The organism is Microbacterium meiriae, from assembly GCF_040686935.1.
GTDB lineage: Bacteria > Actinomycetota > Actinomycetes > Actinomycetales > Microbacteriaceae > Microbacterium > Microbacterium meiriae.
The window spans coordinates 724,587-742,380 of the sequence record NZ_JBFBMF010000002.1 but is presented as its reverse complement, the minus strand read 5'-3'; the positions used below and the strand labels follow the sequence as shown (position 1 = coordinate 742,380).

The 17,794-nt window shown below is 68.6% G+C and carries 20 protein-coding genes; 16 read left to right on the top strand and 4 right to left on the bottom strand.

Annotated elements, in window-relative coordinates:
• Positions 1-4: 4 nt before the first annotated feature.
• The 3 genes from AB0P08_RS09075 to AB0P08_RS09065 all read right to left on the bottom strand — a co-directional run bounded on the left by AB0P08_RS09075 (position 5) and on the right by AB0P08_RS09065 (position 1,533).
• Positions 5-430, bottom strand: a complete 426-nt coding sequence (locus AB0P08_RS09075; RefSeq protein WP_336500605.1) for an OsmC family peroxiredoxin — start codon at positions 428-430, stop codon at positions 5-7.
• An 84-nt stretch (positions 431-514) separates the two neighbouring features.
• A complete protein-coding gene (locus AB0P08_RS09070; protein ID WP_187663881.1) occupies positions 515-1,096 on the bottom strand; it encodes a DUF4395 family protein in 582 nt (193 codons plus the stop codon).
• A gap of 20 nt (positions 1,097-1,116) precedes the next feature.
• On the bottom strand, positions 1,117-1,533 hold the full coding sequence (locus AB0P08_RS09065) for a TlpA family protein disulfide reductase (RefSeq protein ID WP_187663882.1): 417 nt from the start codon (positions 1,531-1,533) through the stop codon (positions 1,117-1,119).
• Positions 1,534-1,646: 113 nt separating this feature from the next.
• Between AB0P08_RS09065 and AB0P08_RS09060 the strand changes: the two genes are divergently transcribed.
• The 16 genes from AB0P08_RS09060 (at position 1,647) to dapF (ending at position 17,126) form a co-directional block, all read left to right on the top strand.
• On the top strand, positions 1,647-2,456 hold the full coding sequence (locus AB0P08_RS09060; protein WP_259953989.1) for a thymidylate synthase: 810 nt from the start codon (positions 1,647-1,649) through the stop codon (positions 2,454-2,456).
• The gene (locus AB0P08_RS09055) at positions 2,453-2,929 is read left to right on the top strand and encodes a dihydrofolate reductase (protein WP_363589472.1); all 477 of its coding nucleotides are present in this window, start codon (positions 2,453-2,455) and stop codon (positions 2,927-2,929) included. Before AB0P08_RS09060 ends, AB0P08_RS09055 begins: the two co-directional genes overlap by 4 nt.
• On the top strand, positions 2,929-3,690 hold the full coding sequence (locus AB0P08_RS09050) for an SDR family NAD(P)-dependent oxidoreductase (protein ID WP_187663885.1): 762 nt from the start codon (positions 2,929-2,931) through the stop codon (positions 3,688-3,690). Before AB0P08_RS09055 ends, AB0P08_RS09050 begins: the two co-directional genes overlap by 1 nt.
• A gap of 52 nt (positions 3,691-3,742) precedes the next feature.
• On the top strand, positions 3,743-4,720 hold the full coding sequence (gene dapA, locus AB0P08_RS09045; RefSeq protein WP_187663886.1) for a 4-hydroxy-tetrahydrodipicolinate synthase: 978 nt from the start codon (positions 3,743-3,745) through the stop codon (positions 4,718-4,720).
• 53 nt (positions 4,721-4,773) lie between these two features.
• Positions 4,774-6,450, top strand: a complete 1,677-nt coding sequence (locus AB0P08_RS09040) for a ribonuclease J (RefSeq protein WP_259953985.1) — start codon at positions 4,774-4,776, stop codon at positions 6,448-6,450.
• Positions 6,451-6,539: 89 nt separating this feature from the next.
• Complete coding sequence (locus tag AB0P08_RS09035) at positions 6,540-9,251, top strand: FtsK/SpoIIIE family DNA translocase (RefSeq protein ID WP_363589470.1); 2,712 nt, start codon at positions 6,540-6,542, stop codon at positions 9,249-9,251.
• Positions 9,251-9,826: a CDP-diacylglycerol--glycerol-3-phosphate 3-phosphatidyltransferase gene (gene pgsA / locus AB0P08_RS09030; protein WP_363589468.1), complete on the top strand. Its 576-nt coding sequence runs from the start codon at positions 9,251-9,253 to the stop codon at positions 9,824-9,826. The genes AB0P08_RS09035 and pgsA overlap by 1 nt, the downstream gene beginning before the upstream one ends.
• Positions 9,823-10,311: a CinA family protein gene (locus AB0P08_RS09025; protein ID WP_363589467.1), complete on the top strand. Its 489-nt coding sequence runs from the start codon at positions 9,823-9,825 to the stop codon at positions 10,309-10,311. The genes pgsA and AB0P08_RS09025 overlap by 4 nt, the downstream gene beginning before the upstream one ends.
• Positions 10,312-10,452: 141 nt before the next feature.
• Positions 10,453-10,761: a helix-turn-helix domain-containing protein gene (locus AB0P08_RS09020; RefSeq protein WP_025103227.1), complete on the top strand. Its 309-nt coding sequence runs from the start codon at positions 10,453-10,455 to the stop codon at positions 10,759-10,761.
• Between the two features lie 18 nt (positions 10,762-10,779).
• Positions 10,780-11,004, top strand: coding sequence for a DUF3046 domain-containing protein (locus AB0P08_RS09015; RefSeq protein ID WP_363589465.1), 225 nt, complete (start codon positions 10,780-10,782; stop codon positions 11,002-11,004).
• 262 nt (positions 11,005-11,266) lie between these two features.
• The gene (gene recA, locus AB0P08_RS09010; protein WP_187663892.1) at positions 11,267-12,313 is read left to right on the top strand and encodes a recombinase RecA; all 1,047 of its coding nucleotides are present in this window, start codon (positions 11,267-11,269) and stop codon (positions 12,311-12,313) included.
• Positions 12,314-12,594: 281 nt separating this feature from the next.
• Positions 12,595-13,161: a regulatory protein RecX gene (locus AB0P08_RS09005; RefSeq protein WP_363589463.1), complete on the top strand. Its 567-nt coding sequence runs from the start codon at positions 12,595-12,597 to the stop codon at positions 13,159-13,161.
• A 48-nt stretch (positions 13,162-13,209) separates the two neighbouring features.
• Complete coding sequence (gene miaB, locus AB0P08_RS09000; RefSeq protein ID WP_363589461.1) at positions 13,210-14,754, top strand: tRNA (N6-isopentenyl adenosine(37)-C2)-methylthiotransferase MiaB; 1,545 nt, start codon at positions 13,210-13,212, stop codon at positions 14,752-14,754.
• Complete coding sequence (miaA, locus tag AB0P08_RS08995; RefSeq protein WP_363589459.1) at positions 14,751-15,662, top strand: tRNA (adenosine(37)-N6)-dimethylallyltransferase MiaA; 912 nt, start codon at positions 14,751-14,753, stop codon at positions 15,660-15,662. Before miaB ends, miaA begins: the two co-directional genes overlap by 4 nt.
• A 33-nt stretch (positions 15,663-15,695) precedes the next feature.
• A complete protein-coding gene (locus AB0P08_RS08990; RefSeq protein WP_363589457.1) occupies positions 15,696-16,244 on the top strand; it encodes a dihydrofolate reductase family protein in 549 nt (182 codons plus the stop codon).
• A 9-nt stretch (positions 16,245-16,253) separates the two neighbouring features.
• Entirely contained in the window at positions 16,254-17,126 is an 873-nt protein-coding gene (gene dapF / locus AB0P08_RS08985; RefSeq protein WP_363589455.1) for a diaminopimelate epimerase, read from the top strand.
• A gap of 17 nt (positions 17,127-17,143) precedes the next feature.
• On the opposite strand, the gene AB0P08_RS08980 is transcribed toward dapF, so the two are convergent.
• Entirely contained in the window at positions 17,144-17,785 is a 642-nt protein-coding gene (locus AB0P08_RS08980) for a class I SAM-dependent methyltransferase (RefSeq protein ID WP_363589453.1), read from the bottom strand.
• Between the last annotated feature and the right edge of the window lie 9 nt (positions 17,786-17,794).

Genomic DNA, 17,794 nt, shown 5'->3' with positions numbered 1-17,794 from the left:
GAGCTCAGGCGAGCGTCGCCTCGAGGGTGATCTCGATGCCTGCGAGAGCCTGGGACACCGGGCACCCGGTCTTGGCGCCCTCGGCGATCTCCTGGAACTTCTCCGGAGTCAGACCCGGAACCGTGGCGTTGACGTTGAGGTGGCTGCCGGTGATGCCGACGCCTGGCTTGAAAGTGACCGAGGCGCTGGTGTCGACGCGCTCCGGCGGGGTGCCGTTCTCGGCGAGGGCGTGCGAGAGCGCCATGCTGAAGCAGGAGGCGTGGGCCGCGGCGATGAGCTCTTCCGGCGTCGTGGTGGTGTCGCTGCCCTCGCTGCGGGACTTCCAGTCGATCGGGAACGTCCCCAGATGCGAGGAGGAGAAGGCGACCGTGCCGGAACCCTCCGTGAGCGATCCGGTCCAGGTGGCGGCGGCTTCACTGGTGACGGGCATGGTTCCTCCGGTTCTGACGCCACCGGGGGAGCGGCGTCGCTTGGTCGCCAGCCTACCGAGCGAGACGGCCGCCGGGAACCGGGATCACGCGGTGCGGCGCGTTCTCCCGGTCAGTCCGACGCGCTGCAGCAGCAGGTAGAGCTGGCAGCCGAGGCAGAATGCGAACACGGCGTTGAGGAAAGCGGCGAGGAACGCCGCGGCGGTGGCGATCGGAAGGGCCCACGGCACGCCGGCGAGGTGGAGCAGGAGGCCGAGCCCCACCACGACGAGGCCCACGCCTTGGGCGAACCGCGGGGGACGAGGATCCTCCAGTTCGACGGGCGGCGCCAGGCGCGGACGGACGAGGCGGCGGTAGAGCACGCCCCACGGTGCGGTGGCCGGCGAGACCACTCCCCAGAGGAACAGCAGCGCGATCAGCGTCGCAAGGAGGAAGCCCGGGTCGAGCACGCGCGCGACGGGCTCTACTGAGGGCAGTGCCCACGCGCCCCCCGGTACGAAGACGGAGCCGCTCTGCGGCTGGACGGCGAACCAGCCGGCGCGCTCTGCGCCGGCGGGAGTCGTGGAGATGCCGATGAGTGCGAGGAACGTCGCAACGGCGAGGAGGAATGCGGTGATCGCGGCGGCGAAACGGGGGCCTCGCGGGTCGATCCCAGCGGATGTCGTCATCGGGTTCTCCAGACTGCGCTTCAGACGAGGGTGGCGACGGCTGTGGCCAGGGCATCCCGGGCGGGCACGCCCCCGAATCGGGCTCGGACGACACCCGAGGCGTCGACGAGGAACGTGGTGGGGGTCTGCAACACCCGGTACCGGGCGGAGAGGTCGGGTCGGTGCGTGAGGTCGACCTCGATGTGTGCGAGCCCTGTCGTCTCGGCAGCGTACGCGCCGAGCAGCCGGCGCACCTGCGGACACCGGGTGCACATCTCGGTGCTGAACTGCACGAGGGTCGCGCTCGCGCCGAAGGCTGCGCCCGCCGCATCCGCCGGCTCGAACCTCAGGTCGCCGCCGTTGCGTCGACGACCCTCACGCCGACGAAGCGCGAGACCGACGAGGGTGGCGAGTGCGAGAAGCGCGGCCACGGCGGCGAGGGCGAGTGCGGGGGACACACGTCGAGCGTACGGCCGGAGGACCAGGGGCGCCGCGATGTGTCCATCCGTGACGAGAGCATCGCGCCGATGACACCGCCTTCGGGGCGACCGAGGCGGGTATCCTGACAACCATGAGCGCCGCTGTCCCGACTCCGTACGAAGACCTGCTCCGCGACGTGCTCGAGACGGGCACGCACAAGAGCGATCGCACAGGGACCGGGACCACGAGCGTGTTCGGGCGGCAGATCCGCTTCGATCTCGCGGAGGGCTTCCCGCTCATCACCACGAAGCGCGTCCACTTCAAGTCCATCGCGTATGAGCTGCTCTGGTTCCTGCGCGGCGATTCCAATGTCCGCTGGCTGCAGGAGAACGGCGTCTCGATTTGGGACGAGTGGGCGGACGAGGACGGCGACCTCGGCCCGGTGTACGGCGTCCAGTGGCGGTCCTGGCCGACTCCCGACGGCGGCAGCATCGATCAGCTGGCCGAGGTCATCGAGCAGATCCGGCGGTCACCGGACTCGCGGCGCCTTCTCGTGTCCGCCTGGAACCCCGCGGACATCCCGGACATGGCCCTCGCACCGTGCCACGCGCTGTTCCAGTTCTACGTCGCCGACGGCAAGCTCTCCTGTCAGCTCTACCAGCGCAGCGCGGACATGTTCCTCGGCGTGCCCTTCAACATCGCCTCCTACGCGTTGCTGACGATGATGATCGCGCAGCAGGTGGGGCTGGAGCCGGGCGACTTCGTCTGGACCGGCGGGGACTGCCACGTCTACGACAACCACGTCGAGCAGGTGCGCGAGCAGCTCACGCGAGAGGCCTACCCGTACCCGACCCTGCGGTTCGCGCGGAAGCCGGACTCGATCTTCGACTACCGGTTCGAGGACTTCGTCGTCGAGGACTACCAGCACCACGCACCGATCCGGGCGGCGGTGGCGGTATGACCTGGGTGGGACTCATCTGGGCCGAGGCCGCCGGAGGCGTGATCGGTGCTGAGGGCGGTATGCCCTGGTATGTGCCGGAGGACCTGGCGCACTTCAAGGCGACCACGCAGGGCGCACCTGTCGTCATGGGACGGAAGACCTGGGATTCGCTGCCGGAACGGTTCCGGCCGCTCCCCGGGCGCGACAACATCGTCGTGACCCGCCAGCAGGACTGGGCGGCCGACGGCGCCCGCCGTGCGGCGACGGTGTCCGAGGCCGTCCGCGGCCAGGAGAAGGTGTGGATCATCGGCGGGGCGGAGATCTTCCGTCAGGTGATCGCCGACGCTGACCGGCTCGAGGTCACCGAGCTCGACCTCGAGGTCGCCGGCGACACGTTCGCTCCGCCCAAGACCGGGTGGCGCGTGGTCGACGAGGGGGACTGGCTGACGTCCCGTACCGGCGTCCGGTATCGCTTCGTGAGGTACGAGCGCTGATGCCCACCGCACTGATCACCGGAGCCAGCGCCGGGCTGGGAGCCGAGTTCGCCCGTCAGCTGGCTCGTCGGCGCGCCGATCTCGTGCTCGTGGCCCGCTCGGAGGAGTCGCTGTCGGCTCTTGCGACGGAGCTGCGCGGCGAGTGGGGAGTGGCCGTCGAGGTGCTTCCGGCCGACCTGTCCGAGGAGGACGGCGTCGAACGCGTCGCGGCTCGGCTCCGTGACCGGGACGACCCGATCGACCTGCTCGTGAACAACGCCGGCTTCGGGCTGCCGCTGCAGTTCGCCGACAATGACATCGAGGACGAGGTGCGGCATCTGCGCCTGCACGTTGAGGCCTCCATGCGCCTCATGCACGCGGCCCTGCAGACCATGCGGGGGCGGGGAGGCCGGATCATCAACGTCGCCTCGGTCGCCGGTTTCATCTCCCGATCGACGTACTCCGCGTGCAAGGCCTGGCTCATCGACTTCAGCCGCTGGGCGAACACGGCCTACGGTCCGGACGGTGTGAGCGTCACCGCGCTCTGCCCCGGCTTCACGCACACGTCGTTCCACGAGCGGATGGGTCTCGCGGTCGGCGAGGAGGGCGTGCCGTCGTTCCTGTGGCTCGATGCCCGAGACGTCGTGCGCGAAGGCCTCCGGGACGCCGCGCGCGGGAAGTCCGTGTCCATCCCCTCGCTGCGTTACAAGGCCGTCGTCGCCGTGACGAAGGTGCTGCCTCGGTCCCTCACCGCGGCGGTCGCCCGTCGTGGTCGGGTCTGACGGTTCCCGTCACCGTCCGCGGCAGCGGCATCCGACCCGATACGCTGGACGCATGACGCACTCGGGCAACCCTTTCGGACAGGTTCTCGTCGCGCTCGTCACTCCGATGACGGCCGACGGCGAAGTCGACTGGCCCGCCGTCGAGAAGCACATCGATGACGTGATCACCGCAGGCGCGGACGGCATCGTCGTGACGGGAACGACCGGCGAGACCTCGACCCTGACGGACCCCGAGAAGCTCAAGCTCGTCGAGGTCGGGAAGTCCGTCTCCGCCGGCCGGGCGAAGATCATCACGGGCGGCGGATCGAACGAGACCGCGCACGCCATCGAGCTGTACAAGGCCAGCGAGAAGGCCGGCGCCGACGGCATCATGATCGTCACGCCGTACTACAACAAGCCGACGCAGGCCGGCATCCTCACCCACTTCCGGCTCGTCGCCGACGCGACCGATCTGCCGGTCATCCTGTACGACATCCCCGGGCGCACCGGTGTGCCGATCAAGTACGAGACGATCCTCCGGCTCGCCAAGCACCCGAACATCCTCGCGGTGAAAGACGCCAAGGGCGACTTCTCCGAGGTGAGCCGCGTGCTCAATCAGACCGACCTCATGTACTTCTCCGGTGATGACGCGAATGTGCTGCCGCACCTGTCGATCGGCGCGACCGGCCTCATCGGCGTGACCGCGAACGTGGCGTCCGCGCCCTACCGCACGATCATCGACGCCGTGAACCGCGGCGACCTCGCCACGGCGACTGCGGAGCACAAGCGCCTGGAGCCGCTGGTCCGCGCTGTCATGACGCACGTCCCCGGCACCGTCGCCGCGAAGTACATCCTGCACGGGCTGGGTCGCATCTCCAGCCCGCGCGTCCGCCTTCCCCTCGTCGGCCCGGAAGAGTGGGAGGCCGCCCTCATCGAGGACGAGCTCGACCTCGTCAGCGGCGTGCCGGGGGCGGACTTCTCGAACTTCCGGCCCGACCGCAACGCGGCCGCGGGCGGCGCCCTGCCGAAGGTGCACGGCACGACGCGCTGAGCCGCGTCACCATGAACGAACGGACGCGTGGAGTGTCCGACTGAGGAGACAGCATGTCCATTCCCCTGGCCGAACCGTCCGCTCTCGACGAAGGGACGCTCCGGGTCATCCCGATCGGCGGTCTGGGGGAGATCGGTCGCAACATGACCATGTTCGAGTACGACGGGAAGATCCTGATCGTCGACTGCGGCGTGCTCTTCCCGGAGGAGCACCAGCCGGGGGTCGACCTGATCCTCCCGGACTTCGAGCCGATCCGTGATCGCCTCGATGACATCGTCGGCGTGGTGCTCACACACGGTCACGAGGACCACATCGGTGCCGTGCCCTACCTCCTGCGTCTGAAGAGTGACATCCCCCTGATCGGCTCCGGGCTCACGCTCGCGCTGGTCGAGGCGAAGCTCAAGGAGCACCGCATCAAGGCTTTCACCCTCACCGTGAAGGAGGGCCAGGAGGAGCGGGTCGGTCCGTTCGACCTGGAGTTCGTCGCGGTCAACCACTCCATCCCGGACGCCTTGGCCGTGGCCATCCGCACCCCTGCCGGCATGGTCCTCGCCACCGGCGACTTCAAGATGGACCAGCTGCCGCTGGACGGCCGGATCACCGACCTGCGCGCGTTCGCCCGCCTCGGGGAAGAGGGCGTCGACCTGTTCCTCGTCGACTCGACCAACGCCGACGTTCCCGGTTTCACCCCGACGGAACGCTCCATCGGCCCCGTGCTCGACCAGGTCATCGCGAAGGCGCCGCGTCGCGTCATCGTCGCGAGCTTCTCCAGCCACGTCCATCGCGTGCAGCAGGTGATCGATGCCGCACACGCCAACGGGCGCCGCGTCGCGTTCCTCGGACGCAGCATGGTGCGGAACATGACGATCGCCGAGCAGCTCGGCTATCTGAAGGTGCCGTCAGGCGTGCTGATCGACTTCAAGAAGGCACGCGACCTCCCGGACGAGCAGATCGTCTACATGTCGACAGGGTCGCAGGGCGAGCCGATGGCCGTGCTGAGCCGGATGGCGAACATGGACCACGCGATCGAGATCAGCGAGGGCGACACCGTCATCCTCGCCTCCAGCCTCATCCCGGGCAACGAGAACGCGGTCTACCGTGTCATCGACGGCTTGACCAAGCTCGGCGCCAACGTCGTGCACAAGGCGAACGCGAAGGTGCATGTCTCCGGACACGCCGCCGCGGGTGAGCTCATCTACTGCTACAACATCCTCAAGCCGAAGAACGTCCTGCCGGTCCACGGCGAGTACCGGCACCTCATCGCCAATGCCAAGCTTGCACAGGACACCGGGGTGCCGGAGGACAACACGATCATCGCCTCGAACGGCACCGTGATCGACCTCAAGGGCGGCATCGCGAAGGTCGCGGGCCAACTCGACCTCGGCTTCGTCTACGTCGACGGCTCGACCGTCGGCGAGATCACCGATGCCGACCTCAAGGACCGCCGCATCCTCGGAGAAGAGGGCTTCATCTCGGTCATCGTCGTCGTGGACGCCACGACCGGACGCATCATCTCGGGTCCCGAGATCCACGCCCGAGGTGTGGCGGAGGACGACGCGGTCTTCGACGACGTCGCGCCGAAGATCGTCGCCGCGCTCAAGGAGGCGTCGGGCAACGGGGTGCGTGACACGCATGCGCTGTCCCAGGTCGTCCGCCGGACGATCGGTCGTTGGGTGAACCAGAAGCTGCGCCGCCGTCCGATGATCGTGCCTCTCGTCATCGAGGCCTGACCCTCCGATACGGCGTGCTGTCGCGCGCCGTATCGGCGAATTCCGCGTGGTGACGCGGAGATGTCGGTCGCGGGTCGTACCGTGGAGGCATGGCCAGGAGCAGCACCAAGACCGAGCGCGCCTCGACGAGCGCGCCGTCGCGCCCCAAGCGGCAGGCGGCTCCCAAGGCGCAGCCCGCCCCCAAGAAGTACATCGATGAGGCGGACAAGCCGTCTGTCGCCGCGCGCGCCTGGACCGGGCTCGCGCACGGCGTCGGCGGACTCTTCCGCGCATTCGGACCGGAGACGCTGCAGAAGGACGACCGGAGGGACGGATTCCCGTTGCTCCTGGTCATCCTGGCGGCCCTCGGTGCCGTCAACGAGTGGTTCTTCATCGGCAACGAGGTCGCGTCGAACATCAGTGCCTACTCCGTGGGCCTCTTCGTGGGCCGCGTGGCGTTCATCATGCCCGTGCTTCTGCTGCTCTTGGCGGGCTGGCTGTTCCGGCACCCGTCGTCGGTGCACGACAACGGCCGCATCGGGATCGGCTTCGGCATGTTCGTCCTCGCCCTCGCGGGGATCTTCCACGTCGCCGGTCCCCGTCCCCACCCCAACCAGGGCATGCCCGCGCTGAGCGAGTCCGGCGGTCTGCTCGGCTGGCTTGTGGGGCAGCCGCTCACGTACCTCACCGACATCCCCGCCTACATCGTCCTCGGGCTCCTCGCCGCCCTCAGCATCCTGATCCTCACGAAGACACCGCCGAACCGCATCGGTGCGCGGCTCGGAGACCTCTACGCCTGGATGTTCGACGCCGAGCGCCCGGAGAAGCCGGCGAAGGACGCCTCGGCCACGGTCGACGAGGCCGACAAGGTCGACGACCCGGACGTGCTGCCCTGGTGGCGGCGCAACAAGACCGGCCGCGAGGAAGATCCTGACGAGGGCACGCTCGCGTCCGACGACATCACGGCGCTCCTGTCCACCACGGAGGCCACCCCGGCGTACGACCAGGCGGTGACGGTGGCGAACCCGTACGATGCCGCGACCGAGGTGCTGAGCGACGTCCGCTCCGTCACCGACACGCTCGCGGAGCAGCAGACGACCGCGCTGCTGGACGATGAGTCCGACACCGGCGAGATGCCGGAGCTCCCCGGGCTCGACGGGTTCGGCACTGAGGGACCCGGCGACCGCGGTCCGCAGGCGCCGGTGGCCCCGTACATCCTCCCGTCGCCGGGAGTGCTGTCCGAGGGTCCGCCCTCGGTCGCGCGGTCCGAGGCGAACGACCGCATCGTCGAGCAGATCACCAGCGTCCTGGACCAGTTCAAGGTCGATGCCAAGGTCACCGGCTTCTCCCGCGGCCCGACGGTCACGCAGTACGAGGTGGAGGTCGGCCACGGCGTCAAGGTCGAGAAGATCCTGCAGCTGAGCAACAACTTCGCCTATGCCGTCGCCTCCAACGACGTGCGCATCCTCTCGCCGATCCCCGGCAAGAGTGCGATCGGCATCGAGATCCCGAACACCGACCGCGAGACGGTCGCCCTCGGCGACGTGCTGCGCTCGGGTGCAGCGCAGAAGAGCACGCACCCGCTCACGATCGGCGTCGGCAAGGACGTGGGCGGCAACTTCGTCGTCGCCAACCTCGCGAAGATGCCGCACCTCCTGGTGGCGGGCTCGACGGGGTCCGGTAAGTCGAGCTTCGTGAACTCGATGATCACGAGCCTCCTCATGCGGGCCCGCCCCTCCGACGTGCGCATGGTCCTCATCGACCCGAAGCGCGTGGAGCTCACCAGCTACGCGGGTGTCCCGCACCTGATCACCCCCATCATCACGAACCCGAAGAAGGCCGCAGAGGCGCTGCAGTGGGTCGTGAAGGAGATGGACATGCGGTACGACGACCTCGCGTCGTTCGGCTTCCGCCACATCGACGACTTCAACCGCGCCGTGCGAGCGGGGGAGGTGGAGGTGCCCCCGGGCAGCGAGCGCGTGCTCAAGCCGTACCCGTACCTCCTCGTCGTGGTCGACGAGCTCGCGGACCTCATGATGGTCGCGCCGCGGGACGTCGAGGACTCGATCGTCCGCATCACGCAGCTCGCCCGTGCCTCCGGCATCCACCTGGTGCTCGCCACGCAGCGCCCGAGCGTCGACGTGGTCACCGGCCTCATCAAGGCGAACGTGCCGTCCCGTCTCGCGTTCGCGGTGACGAGCGTCACCGACAGCCGCGTGATCCTCGACAGCCCCGGCGCCGACAAGCTCATCGGACAGGGTGATGCGCTCTTCTCGCCCATGGGCTCGTCGAAGCCGTTCCGACTGCAGGGTGCGTGGGTCGACGAGAAGGAGATCGACGCGGTCGTCAAGCACGTCACGCGTCAGGCGCGTCCCGAGTACCGTGCAGACGTCCAGGAGGCGATGGAGCCGGCGAAGAAGAAGGAGGTCGACGAGGACATCGGCGACGACCTCGAGCTCCTGCTCGCGGCGGCCGAGCTCATCGTCTCCTCGCAGTTCGGATCGACGTCGATGCTGCAGCGCAAGCTGCGGGTCGGGTTCGCCAAGGCCGGACGCCTGATGGATCTCCTCGAGTCGCGAGAGGTCGTCGGCCCCTCGGAGGGGTCGAAGGCCCGGGATGTGCTCGCGACCCCCGAGCAGCTGCCGCAGGTCATGGCGAAGCTCCGTGGCGAGGACGTGCCGTCGGCTCCCGCGGCACCGGCTGCGCCCGCCGCCGCGGCGCCACCGGCCGGACGCGATCCGCTCGAGGCGCAGTACGACGGCCTGCCGGTCGTCGAAGCGGAGGGCGACGAAGACGCCTGGGGCCTGACGGGACGCGACTGATGGCGATTCCCCGACAGCTCCCCAATGCCATCACCGTGGCGCGCATCCCGCTCGCCGTGGTGTTCTTCGTCCTCCTGCTCGTCGGCGGGACATACGGTCTCACCGACCTCATCGTGCGCTGGATCGCGGCCATCCTCTTCATCGTGGCCATCTCCACCGACTGGGTCGACGGCTATCTCGCCCGCCGGTACGACATCGTCAGCGACTTCGGCAAGCTCTGGGACCCGATCGCGGACAAGCTCCTCACCGGCGCGGGATTCGTCGGGTTGGCGATCCTGGGCGAGGTCTCCTGGTGGATCGTCGTGATCATCCTCGTCCGCGAGTGGGGGATCACCATCCATCGGCTGGTCGTCGCGAGCGAGCACGTTGTCGCGGCCGCCTGGATGGGCAAGATCAAGACGGCGTTCCAGGGCGTCGCCCTCGGCTGGGCTCTCCTGCCGCTGCACGTGTTCATCGGGCTCGGCCCGTGGACCGTCGTGACGACCGTCCTCATGGTCATCGTGCTCGTGCTCACCGTCGTCAGCGGGATCGACTACATCGTCGCGCAGGTGCGCGGCGCGCGTCAGAGCCGATGAGCGGCACGACGCCGGCCGAGGCTCTGGACGCTCTGCGGGGGCGGGGCTGGACGCTCGGCGTCGCGGAGTCCCTCACCGGCGGGGCGGTGTCTGCGGCGCTCGTCGCGGTCTCCGGCGCCTCGGCGGTGCTTCTCGGCGGCGTCGTCGCCTACGCGACCCCGGTCAAGCACACCCTGCTCGCGGTCGATGCCGAGCTTCTGGAACGATACGGGCCGGTGCACCCGGAGGTCGCGCGGCAGATGGCGGCCGGTGTGCGTGAGGCTGTCGCTGTCGACGGGCGCCCGGCCGACGTCGGAGTGTCCACCACCGGGATCGCGGGGCCGGAGTCCCCGGACGGCCAGCCTGTGGGTACCGTCCACATCGGAGTGGTGACGCCGACCTTGAGCCGCTCCGAACAGTTCCGCTTCGGAGGCGACCGCGACGCGGTGCGGGCGCAGACGGTCGCGGCCGTCCTCGACGTGATGGCCGCCGCACTGCGGGAATAGGGACGTGCAGCGTCATGTTGATACGGATGTGCTCACATTCAAACCACAGAGTGCAAGGGTAGATTCTGTGCAAGCCAGGAGGACTAGACTGGCCGTCTCTTCGAGGGAGATCTCGATTCACGAACTGCGGAGGAGGTTCCGATGATTCTTGTACGACAGGAGATCGGCGACGTGCTGAGGGACTTCCGTCTGCAGAAGGGGCGGACGCTCCGCCAGGTCGCGAGCAAGGCTTCGGTCGCTCTCGGTTACCTCAGTGAGGTCGAGCGCGGTCAGAAGGAGGCCTCGAGCGAGATCCTCGCCTCGGTGGCGGAGGCGCTCGACGTCCCCATCTCCACGATCATGCGCGAGGTCGGGGATCGCATCTCGGTCCTCGAGGGTATCCAGGTCTTCCCGGACGTCGTTCCGGACGACCTGGTCGCGTCCGTGGAACCCGAGCTCTCGCTCCGCTGAGTCTCGGAGATCCCCTCTATGCGACGCAGTGAGTTCCTGCGCGCCGTCGATGCCGAGTTCCACGCCCGAGCATCGTCTCTGGTGAACGACCTCGTGCTGTCCGGGATGGCCGGGCGCACCGCGCTCGAAGCGCTCGACGCCGGGGTGCCGCCGCGGGACATCTGGTTGGCGCTCTGCGCGGACATGGACGTCCCGGAGTCGCGCCGTCACGGCGTCGGGCGCCTGGAGCCGCGAGGGCGATGACGGTCACGTCCCGGTGTGCGGATGTCCGACACGCCGATCCCGGCGTGGTGTCGAAAATCTGTTCGAAGCGGGCGTAGTCTTCTGCACAAGTGGTCAGACGGATCTGATCCCCACGATCCCCGGCTCCTGCGACCGAATGTCGGAGGCCCGCCGTACCGTGAGGGCCAGGCTGAAAAGCCATACGCCTTGTCGGAGAGTTCCTTCCAGCCGGAAGAGCCGCGACAGCCTACAGGCGGCAGCACACGCGCAGAAGGAGCACACCATGCCATCACCCGCCGACCGCGAGAAGTCCCTCGAGACAGCCCTCGCTCAGATCGACCGCCAGTTCGGAAAGGGCTCGGTCATGCGGCTGGGCAGCGATGAGCGCGCCCCTGTGGCCGTCATCCCCACCGGCTCCATCGCCCTCGACGTCGCTCTCGGCGTGGGAGGTCTGCCGCGTGGACGCATCGTCGAGATCTACGGCCCGGAGTCCTCGGGTAAGACGACGCTGACGCTGCACGCCATCGCGAACGCCCAGCGGGCCGGCGGCATCGCGGCGTTCATCGACGCAGAGCACGCCCTCGACCCCGACTACGCCGCGAAGCTCGGCGTCGACATCGACGCCCTTCTCGTCTCGCAGCCCGACACGGGTGAGCAGGCGCTGGAGATCGCCGACATGCTGGTGCGCTCCGGAGCCATCGACCTCATCGTCATCGACTCGGTGGCAGCGCTCGTGCCCCGTGCCGAGATCGAGGGCGAGATGGGCGACTCGCACGTGGGTCTGCAGGCGCGACTCATGTCGCAGGCCCTTCGTAAGCTCACCGGTGGGCTGAACCAGACCAACACCACCATGATCTTCATCAACCAGCTGCGCGAGAAGATCGGCGTCTTCTTCGGTTCTCCCGAGACCACCGCCGGTGGTAAGGCGCTGAAGTTCTACGCGTCGGTCCGCATGGACATCCGTCGTATCGAGACGCTGAAGGACGGAACCGACGCCGTCGGAAACCGCACCAGGGTCAAGGTCGTGAAGAACAAGATGGCCCCGCCCTTCAAGCAGGCGGAGTTCGACATCCTCTACGGCGTCGGCATCTCCCGCGAGGGCAGCCTGATCGACTTCGGCGTCGAGCACGGCATCGTCAAGAAGTCCGGGTCGTGGTACACCTACGACGGCGATCAGCTGGGCCAGGGCAAGGAGAACGCGCGGACGTTCCTGCTCAACAACGCGGACATCGCGTTGGCGATCGAGAGCCAGATCAAGCAGAAGCTCGGTATCGGCGGCCCGGCCGCGGCTCCGGGTGCTGATGAGCTGGCCGAGCGTCGCCCGGCCTGATGAGTGATCAGCGTGGGGGCGATTCCGAGCGGATCGCCCCCATCATCCCTCTCTTCGGCGGCCCCGCGCGTGCCGAGCGCCCGGCGGATGGCGGTGCGAGCGGCGCGTCGCCCGGGCGGCACGGCCGGTCGGCGCCGTCTACGGACGCTGCGGGACTCTGGCGGTCGACCTGGGACGATCCCGCGACAGCGGGGAAGCGGACTGCTGACGACGACGGTTCTCCCAGCGCAGGTCATCCCGCACGCGGGACCGCGGGTGCGAAGAACACCAGGCTGCGTGCAGTGGGTGACACGTCCCGGTCGGACGGTGGGGGAGAGGCCGGCGAGAGCGCGCCCTCCGCGGAGGAGGTCCGCACCACGGCGGAGGAGTCGTTGGTGCGGAAGCTCCGTACGCGATCGCTGTCCGTCTCCGAAGCGCGGCTGGTGCTGAAGGGCCATGGGCTCGCCGCAGACGCGATCGAAGACGTCATCGACGACTTCATGCGGCGAGGCTATCTCGACGATGTGGTACTCGCCGAGCTCCTCGTCACGGCCGGGGTCGAGCGCAAGGGCCAGGGCCGGGTCGCGCTGTCCCGGGCGCTGGCACAGCGGGGCATCCCTCGCGAGGTCATCGATGCCGCTCTCGACGAGCTCCCGGACGATGACGCGGAGCGGGCGCTGGAGTTCGCACGGACCAAAGCGCGCTCGATGAGCCGCCTCGATCCCGACGCGGCACTACGGCGATTGGTCGGGCAGCTGTCGCGCCGCGGATACGCCGGTTCCGTCGCCATGAACGCCGCGAAGACGGCGCTGCGGGAGGCGTCTTTCGGTAGCGGCGTCTCCGGCGTCCGGTTCGTGGATTCCGACTGACAACCGCACGCGGTCGCCTCTCGGTGACGCTCGTACAATGGGAACATCATGACTATCCCCCGCAGCGAACCGACGATCATCAGCGCGTCGTCAGCGGCCGTCGACGATGACGGGCGCCAGCGATCGTACGAAGTGCGCACGTTCGGTTGTCAGATGAACGTGCACGACTCCGAGCGCCTGTCAGGGTCTCTGGAGAGTGCCGGCTACATCCGTGCCGACGCCGGAACCGAGGCCGATGTGGTGATCATCAACACCTGCGCCGTGCGGGACAACGCTGCCGGCAAGCTCTACGGAACGCTCGGCCATCTAGCTGCCGTGAAGCGGCGCAAGGCCGGTATGCAGATCGCGGTCGGCGGCTGCCTCGCGCAGATGGACAAGCAGGCCGTGCTCGACAAGGCACCCTGGGTCGACGTGGTCTTCGGTACCCACAACATGGGCTCCTTGCCCGGTCTGCTCGAGCGCGCCCGTCACAACGGCGACGCGGAGTTCGAGATCCTCGAATCCCTCGAGGTGTTCCCCTCGACGCTCCCCACCAAGCGCGACTCGGCGCACAGCGGCTGGGTGTCGATCTCCGTCGGCTGCAACAACACCTGCACGTTCTGCATCGTCCCCAGTCTCCGCGGCAAGGAGAAGGACCGTCGACCGGGCGACATCCTCAACGAGATCCGTCTTCTCGTCGAGGACGGCGCCATCGAGGTCACACTCCTCGGGCAGAACGTCAACTCCTACGGGGTGGAGTTCGGGGACCGTCAGGCGTTCGGCAAGCTTCTCCGTGCCGCCGGTGAGATCGAGGGCCTCGAGCGCATCCGCTTCACGAGCCCGCACCCCGCTGCCTTCACCGACGACGTGATCGACGCGATGGCGGAGACCCCCGCGGTCATGCCGCAGCTCCACATGCCGCTGCAGTCCGGAAGCGATCGGATCCTCAAGGCGATGCGGCGCTCGTACCGCAGCGAGCGCTTCCTCGGCATCCTGGACCGCGTTCGGGAACGCATCCCGCACGCGGCCATCACGACCGACATCATCGTGGGCTTCCCCGGCGAGACCGAGGAGGACTTCGAGGACACGATGCGCGTCGTCGAGCAGTCCCGATTCTCCGGAGCCTTCACCTTCCAGTACTCGATCCGCGAAGGGACCCCCGCGGCCACCATGCCGGATCAGGTGCCCAAGGAGGTCGTGCAGGCCCGCTACGACCGGCTGATCGCGCTCCAGGAGCACATCTCGCTGGAGGAGAACCAGAAGCAGGTCGGCCGGGAGGTCGAGGTGCTCGTCTCCACGGGTGAAGGCAAGAAGGACACGGCGACCCGTCGACTGACCGGACGGGCTCAGGACAACCGGCTCGTGCACTTCGAGGTGACCCCGGGTTCGGAGCTGCCGCGTCCGGGTGACGTCGTCACCGTGAGGGTGACCCACGCCGCACCGTTCCACCTCCTCGCCGACGATCCGACCGGCGCGCCGCTGCGCATCCGCCGTACGCGCGGTGGAGATGCCTGGGATCGGGGACAGGCGGAGTCGTGCGCCGTGCCGGCTCCGAGCGACGGGGCACCGCGCGCCGTCTCCCTCGGCCTGCCGACTCTCCGCGTCGGAGTGTGACCACACCTCGGCTCTGGGCCGTCGTCGGCGCGACAGGTACCGGGAAGAGCGATCTGGCGCTCGATCTCGCCGAGGAGCTCCGGCGTCGCGGCAACCCGGCGGAGATCGTCAACGCGGATGCGATGCAGCTCTACCGCGGCATGGACATCGGAACGGCCAAGCTGCCCGTCTCCGAACGACGCGGCATTCCGCACCATCTCTTCGACGTGCGAGAGGTGACGCAGGATGCCGCTGTGGCCTGGTATCAGCCGCTCGCACGCGAGGCCGTGCAGAGGATTCACGCGGGGGGCGGCGACGCCATCCTCGTCGGCGGATCCGGACTCTACGTGTCCAGTGTCGTCTACGAGTTCCACTTCCCGCCTCGAGACCCCGTGATCCGCGAGCGTCTGGAGCAGGAGCTGGATCGGGATGGCGTCGATGCCCTCCTCCAGCGGCTGCGTGTGCGCGATCCGGAAGCCGCAGCCCGGGTGGACCCGCGCAACGGCAGACGAGTGATCCGTGCTCTCGAAGTCGTCGAACAGGGGAGCGCGACGCACGGCGCGACACTGCCCGAGAAGCCGACGCTCTGGCATCCGCGCACCCGGCTGATCGGTCTGCACGTGGATCGCTCCGATCTCGTCGCCCGACTGGATGCTCGTGTCCGGCGGATGTGGGAGCACGGCCTCGTGGCCGAGGTCGCGCGGCTGCGCGACGAGGGTCTGGAGCGCGGGACGACGGCTCCCCGGGCCATCGGGTACGCGCAGGCGCTCGCACAGCTGGAGGGACGCTCCACCGCCGAGGAGGCGATCGCGGAGACGCAGGCACTCACCCGGCGCTACGCGCGTCGTCAGGTGTCGTGGTTCAAGCGCTACCCGGAGCTCGAATGGATGGCGCCGCCGGTGGCCGTCGCCGACCTGCTGGCAGCCTGACCTGATGTCGGTGGCCCGTGCGACGATGCGCACATGGCTACTCATTACTTCACCGCGTCCAGCCTTGACGGGTACATCGCCACGACGGAGCATTCATTGGATTGGCTTCTGACGCAGGACATCGACATGGAAGGTCCCATGGCGTATCCGGCGTTCGAGAAGAGTATCGGGGCGCTCGTGATGGGGTCATCGACGTACGAATGGGTCATGCGCCACGAGGAGGGCCGGTGGGCGTATGAGCAGCCCACGTGGGTGCTCTCGCATCGTGAGCTCGCCGTGCCGACCGGGGCGGACGTCCGTGTGACGAGCGCGGCAATCGCCGACGTCCATGCCGCGATGCACGATGCGGCGGAAGGAAAGGACCTCTGGGTCGTCGGCGGGGGAGACGTGGCAGGACAGTTTGCAGACGCGGGCCTCCTGGACGAGGTCTGGGTGCAATACGCCCCGGTGACCCTCGGGGGCGGTGCCCCACTGTTGCCCCGGCGTCTCGACCTGGATCTGATCGAGGTGGCCCGCAACCGCAGCTTCCTCTGCGGGCGTTACCGCGTCGCGGGGCGGAGCGCCGGCTCGACGGCTCCCTAGACTGGTCCCATGGTCGCATTCACCAAGGGGCACGGTACCGGCAACGACTTCATCATCATCGCCGACCCCGACGGCCAGCTGGAGCTGACCGCGGAGCAGGTCGCGGTGCTCTGCGATCGCCATTTCGGCATCGGGGCCGACGGCGTTCTCCGAGTCGTGCGTTCGTCCGCGATCGCGGAGGGGGCAGCGGCCCTGGCGGAGGAGCCGGATGCCGAGTGGTTCATGGACTACCGCAACGCGGACGGCTCGGTCGCCGAGATGTGCGGCAACGGGATCCGGGTCTTCGCGCACTACCTCGTGCGCTCCGGTCTCGCCGACATCGAGGCCGGCAGTACGCTCTCCATCGGCACCAGGGCTGGCGTCCGTGACGTCACGCGCAGCGTGAGCGGTTACCAGGTCGACCTGGGCGCGTGGCGCCTGTCTCGCGTCGACCCGCTGGTGCGCGCGGACGGGCTGACCGTGACCCGGCCCGGACTGGGCATCGACGTCGGGAACCCGCACGTCGTGGTGGCGCTCGCCTCCGACGCGGAGCTCGGCCTGCTGGAACTCACCCGCACGCCTGAGCTGGAACCGGCTCCGGCCGCCGGGGCGAACGTCGAGTTCGTGGTGCCCGGCGAGCCCCTCGTGCGCGACGGCGTCGGCCACGTGCGGATGCGTGTGTTCGAACGGGGCGTCGGCGAGACCCTGAGCTGCGGCACGGGCGTGGCCGCCACCGCACTCGCGGTGCGCTACTGGGCCGGTGCCGAGGCCCCTGACAACTGGAAGGTCGAGGTCCCGGGTGGCACGCTCGGAGTCCGGATGTTCCCCGCCGAGGATGGGGAGCACGTCGCGCTGTCCGGACCTGCTCAGCTCGTCTACCAGGGCGAAGTCGATCTGGTCTGAGGCGGCGAGGGGGAGTCTCAGACGACGTCGATCGGTTCCGTCGGCGGCGTCCCGTGCTTCCTCACCTTGAGGATGCGGTAGCCCTTGCCTGTCGCCGTGCGGAAGACGCTGAAACCGGGGTGGAAGGTCGCCGCGATCCAGCGCTGCAGAGAGTCGGCGCCGAGGTTGCGCTGGACGACGAGCCACGCGTCACTGCGTTCGTCGAGCCGCGGGATCCACTTCTCCAGCAGGCCGTGCAGTTCGTTCTTCCCGACGCGGATCGGCGGATTGGACCGGATCGTGCGGAAGGTCACGTCGTCGGGAACATCTTCGGGCAGGGAGGCGTTGATATTGGTGAGGCCGAGGGCAGCCGCGTTGCGACGTACGAGATCCAAGGCCCGCTCGTTCACGTCCACCGCCCAGACGGTCGCGTGCGGCGAGGCCAGTGCCATCGACAGGGAGATCGGCCCCCACCCGCTCCCGAGGTCGAGAAGATGACCTCCGGGAGGAACGGGAGGCATGTTGGCGAGGAGCACTGCGGTGCCGGCGTCGAGTCGATCCGGGCTGAAGACACCACTCGCGGTGGTCACTTCGAGCTCACGGCCTGCAAGGGATACGCGGATCTTGCGCAGGTTCTCGGGGCTAGCCGGGGCCGCAGTGAAATAGTGGTCGGACCCCATACGGTGAGC

Coding starts and splice junctions, on each gene's coding strand:
- AB0P08_RS09075 (WP_336500605.1), bottom strand. CDS start 430: ATGCCCGTCACCAGTGAAGCCGCCGCCACCTGGACCGGATCGCTCACG.
- AB0P08_RS09070 (WP_187663881.1), bottom strand. CDS start 1,096: ATGACGACATCCGCTGGGATCGACCCGCGAGGCCCCCGTTTCGCCGCC.
- AB0P08_RS09060 (WP_259953989.1), top strand. CDS start 1,647: ATGAGCGCCGCTGTCCCGACTCCGTACGAAGACCTGCTCCGCGACGTG.
- AB0P08_RS09055 (WP_363589472.1), top strand. CDS start 2,453: ATGACCTGGGTGGGACTCATCTGGGCCGAGGCCGCCGGAGGCGTGATC.
- AB0P08_RS09050 (WP_187663885.1), top strand. CDS start 2,929: ATGCCCACCGCACTGATCACCGGAGCCAGCGCCGGGCTGGGAGCCGAG.
- dapA (WP_187663886.1), top strand. CDS start 3,743: ATGACGCACTCGGGCAACCCTTTCGGACAGGTTCTCGTCGCGCTCGTC.
- AB0P08_RS09040 (WP_259953985.1), top strand. CDS start 4,774: ATGTCCATTCCCCTGGCCGAACCGTCCGCTCTCGACGAAGGGACGCTC.
- AB0P08_RS09035 (WP_363589470.1), top strand. CDS start 6,540: ATGGCCAGGAGCAGCACCAAGACCGAGCGCGCCTCGACGAGCGCGCCG.
- pgsA (WP_363589468.1), top strand. CDS start 9,251: ATGGCGATTCCCCGACAGCTCCCCAATGCCATCACCGTGGCGCGCATC.
- AB0P08_RS09025 (WP_363589467.1), top strand. CDS start 9,823: ATGAGCGGCACGACGCCGGCCGAGGCTCTGGACGCTCTGCGGGGGCGG.
- AB0P08_RS09020 (WP_025103227.1), top strand. CDS start 10,453: ATGATTCTTGTACGACAGGAGATCGGCGACGTGCTGAGGGACTTCCGT.
- AB0P08_RS09015 (WP_363589465.1), top strand. CDS start 10,780: ATGCGACGCAGTGAGTTCCTGCGCGCCGTCGATGCCGAGTTCCACGCC.
- recA (WP_187663892.1), top strand. CDS start 11,267: ATGCCATCACCCGCCGACCGCGAGAAGTCCCTCGAGACAGCCCTCGCT.
- miaB (WP_363589461.1), top strand. CDS start 13,210: ATGACTATCCCCCGCAGCGAACCGACGATCATCAGCGCGTCGTCAGCG.
- AB0P08_RS08990 (WP_363589457.1), top strand. CDS start 15,696: ATGGCTACTCATTACTTCACCGCGTCCAGCCTTGACGGGTACATCGCC.
- dapF (WP_363589455.1), top strand. CDS start 16,254: ATGGTCGCATTCACCAAGGGGCACGGTACCGGCAACGACTTCATCATC.
- AB0P08_RS08980 (WP_363589453.1), bottom strand. CDS start 17,785: ATGGGGTCCGACCACTATTTCACTGCGGCCCCGGCTAGCCCCGAGAAC.